The following is a 2,388-nucleotide window of genomic DNA, read 5'->3' as shown; positions in this document are numbered from 1 at the left end:
TCGCGCCAAGTGTCGAGCTGTTCTTGTCGTCCATGGTCCATTCTCCTTCGATGGAAAAGTAGCGCTATGAACTGTCTCAGGAAACCGTGCCCCAACCCACGCGCATCGTCGTACAGGACTGGGAGGGTGTGGGCGATGCGGATGGCACGCCTCTGCCTCTGACACCTGAAGGCATCGACGCGCTTCTGGAGATTTGGCCGATCTTCGAGGCGTTCCAGACAGAGTATATCGCGGGTGCGCTGATCCTGGAGCAGGAAAAAAACGCCTGACCGCGCTCGCCGACTGGGAGTTCGGCGGGGGCGGTGACTATTGCGCCGCATGTTCTTCTGCCTGCCCGGAATGCCCGCGCACACTTCACGCGCCACGCACACTCGAAGGCTGGCAGGTCTGGGACCTGGTCCAACGCCTGAGCGGGCAGCTGCGTATCGCGGGCGGCATGAGCGGCGGGGCTATCCTGGGCTGGGACATGGGGGCGGCGCTGCAGCTTGGGGCGGCACTCGGGGTGTGTCCCAGTGCGGTCGCGGAATTGCTGCCGGCCATCGAGGCGGTGATGGTGCGCAAGACAAACGAAGAAACCGGGTCAGGCGGCTTCGAAGGGCTTGATACCTGACACATCGATCGTCTCACGGGCGCGGGCCAGATCCCAGGCGCGCTGGAGGTTCATCCAGTACTCCGGTGTCGTCGAAAAAAACCGCGCCAGCCGCATGGCGGTGTCGACCGTGATGGCGGTCTGACCTTTGACAAGCCGCGCGATCCGGCTGCGGGGCAGGTACAGACGTGTGGCCAACGTCGAAATGCGCATATCAAGCGGGGCCAGATAGAGTTCTGCGAGGACGGCGCCGGGGTGCAGCGGGCGGGTTTGTAACTGTGCCGGGTCACTCATGCAGAAACCTTCTCGATGAGCGTGACATCTGGCAGACCGGCGAAGTGTTTGTCGCAGGTCAGCAGCGCAGCGCCCGTGGTGCGCGCAGTGGCAAATATGATTGCGTCTGCAGTGGCCAGGGCATGCGCTCGGCTGGCATCAGCAGCGGTCAGGGCGATCTCGGTATCGAGCTGCACGACTTGGCAGATTTGGGTGAAGGCAATGACCTGATCGGCCCGGTCTTCGTCGATCTCGCGTGTAAGCCATTTGGCGAGTTCGAGTTGCACCATGGTCGGAACCACCCATGCGCTTTGTTCCGGCAGCTGTGGCGCGATCAAATCACCTGTCTCGGAGCCGATGAGCCATTCGATCCAGGCTGATGTGTCGACGAGTATCATCAGACGCGATCCGCGCGATCGCGGTATTGGGAAGGATCTGCCCCACGCGCGATCCCTTCGAGTGCCGCGCGGTCCGGGATCGGAACCAGCAGCACGCCTGTGCCTTTGGGGATGAATGTGAAGGTCAGCCCGGCGTCCCAGTGCTGCGCAGACCGGATCGCCTTGGGAATAGAGATCTGAAACTTCGAGGACAGCGTTGCGGTCTCAGCCATGATTGTACTTTCTCTGTATCGTTGCGCAAAACGTAAGACCGCGCACCCGCCCTCGCAAGGAGCCTGAGCCATGGCCACCAAAAATGTCTCCGTCCGCCTCTCTGCGACCGGCGGCCGGCAAGTGCGCGCCGAGCTCGAGGGGGTCGGCAAGGCGGGCACGCGCGGCATGGGGCGCCTGAGCCGCGAGCTGGACCAGGCCAATGCCCGGATGGCGGCCTTTGCGCGCCGCGCGCGGGTTGCGGCCACAGCCGCCGCGGCGGCCCTGGCCGGGGCCGTTGTTGCAATGACGCGCTCCACGGTTGCGGCCGCCAATGAGATCGATCAGCTCTCCGGGGTGGCCAATGCGGCCCCAGAGGTGTTCCAGCGCTGGTCTGCGGCCTCGGCCACGGTGGGGATCGAGCAGGGCAAACTCGCCGATATCCTTAGGGACGTGAACGACCGGGTTGGCGACTTCCTGCAAACGGGTGGCGGCCCGATGGCGGACTTCTTTGAGACCATAGCGCCGCGCGTGGGGGTGACGGCGGATCAGTTTGCCCGGCTCTCGGGGCCTGAGGCGTTGCAGCTCTACGTGGACAGCTTGGAAAAGGCGGGCGTCAGCCAGCAGGAAATGACGTTTTATCTCGAGGCCATGGCCTCGGACGCGACGCGGCTGATCCCGCTTTTGCAAAACGGCGGCGCGGAGATGACGCGGCTGGGGGCACAGGCGCAGGCATTGGGGGCAGTGCTCGACGCAGATGCCATTGCCGCGATGCGCCGGTCTGAATTGGCGCTGGTCCGTATCGGCCAGGTGTTTACGGGGGTGCGCAACCGGATTGCTTGTCTGACGTCAGCACCCATGGGACAGATTTGATGTTTTCGTAACGGAGGATTTCTGGTTCATCGCAGCCATCAAGGAGCGAAGATGAACAAGAAATCC

The 2,388-nt window shown here is 63.5% G+C and carries 5 protein-coding genes and 1 pseudogene; 3 read left to right on the top strand and 3 right to left on the bottom strand.

The window, feature by feature from the left end; translation table 11 throughout:
• Positions 1–86 precede the first annotated feature (86 nt).
• Both ACH107_RS32045 and ACH107_RS32040 read left to right on the top strand, forming a co-directional pair.
• Positions 87–269 (top strand): hypothetical protein, encoded by a 183-nt coding sequence (locus tag ACH107_RS32045; protein WP_412509667.1) that lies wholly within the window; start codon positions 87–89, stop codon positions 267–269.
• A gap of 167 nt (positions 270–436) precedes the next feature.
• Entirely contained in the window at positions 437–610 is a 174-nt protein-coding gene (locus ACH107_RS32040) for a hypothetical protein (protein WP_412509666.1), read from the top strand.
• On the opposite strand, the gene ACH107_RS32035 is transcribed toward ACH107_RS32040, so the two are convergent.
• Genes ACH107_RS32035 through ACH107_RS32025 form a run of 3 tightly spaced genes read right to left on the bottom strand, consistent with a single transcriptional unit; the run spans position 581 to position 1,472 of the window.
• Positions 581–883 carry a HigA family addiction module antitoxin gene (locus tag ACH107_RS32035; protein ID WP_412509665.1) on the bottom strand — a complete coding sequence of 101 codons (303 nt, stop codon included), beginning with the start codon at positions 881–883 and terminating at the stop codon, positions 581–583. The genes ACH107_RS32040 and ACH107_RS32035 overlap by 30 nt on opposite strands.
• Positions 880–1,260, bottom strand: coding sequence for a type II toxin-antitoxin system VapC family toxin (locus ACH107_RS32030; protein WP_412509664.1), 381 nt, complete (start codon positions 1,258–1,260; stop codon positions 880–882). Before ACH107_RS32030 ends, ACH107_RS32035 begins: the two co-directional genes overlap by 4 nt.
• A complete protein-coding gene (locus ACH107_RS32025) occupies positions 1,260–1,472 on the bottom strand; it encodes an AbrB/MazE/SpoVT family DNA-binding domain-containing protein (protein WP_412509663.1) in 213 nt (70 codons plus the stop codon). Before ACH107_RS32025 ends, ACH107_RS32030 begins: the two co-directional genes overlap by 1 nt.
• 70 nt (positions 1,473–1,542) lie before the next feature.
• On the opposite strand from ACH107_RS32025, the pseudogene ACH107_RS32020 reads away from it, so the two are divergent.
• Positions 1,543–2,289 (top strand): annotated as a pseudogene (locus ACH107_RS32020) (phage tail tape measure protein); the annotation flags it as partial.
• Positions 2,290–2,388 lie beyond the last annotated feature (99 nt).

It is taken from the genome of Roseovarius halophilus (ex Wu et al. 2025), from assembly GCF_047086965.1.
Note: the sequence above shows the minus strand (reverse complement) of the source record. Positions and strands in the feature narration are given on the sequence as shown.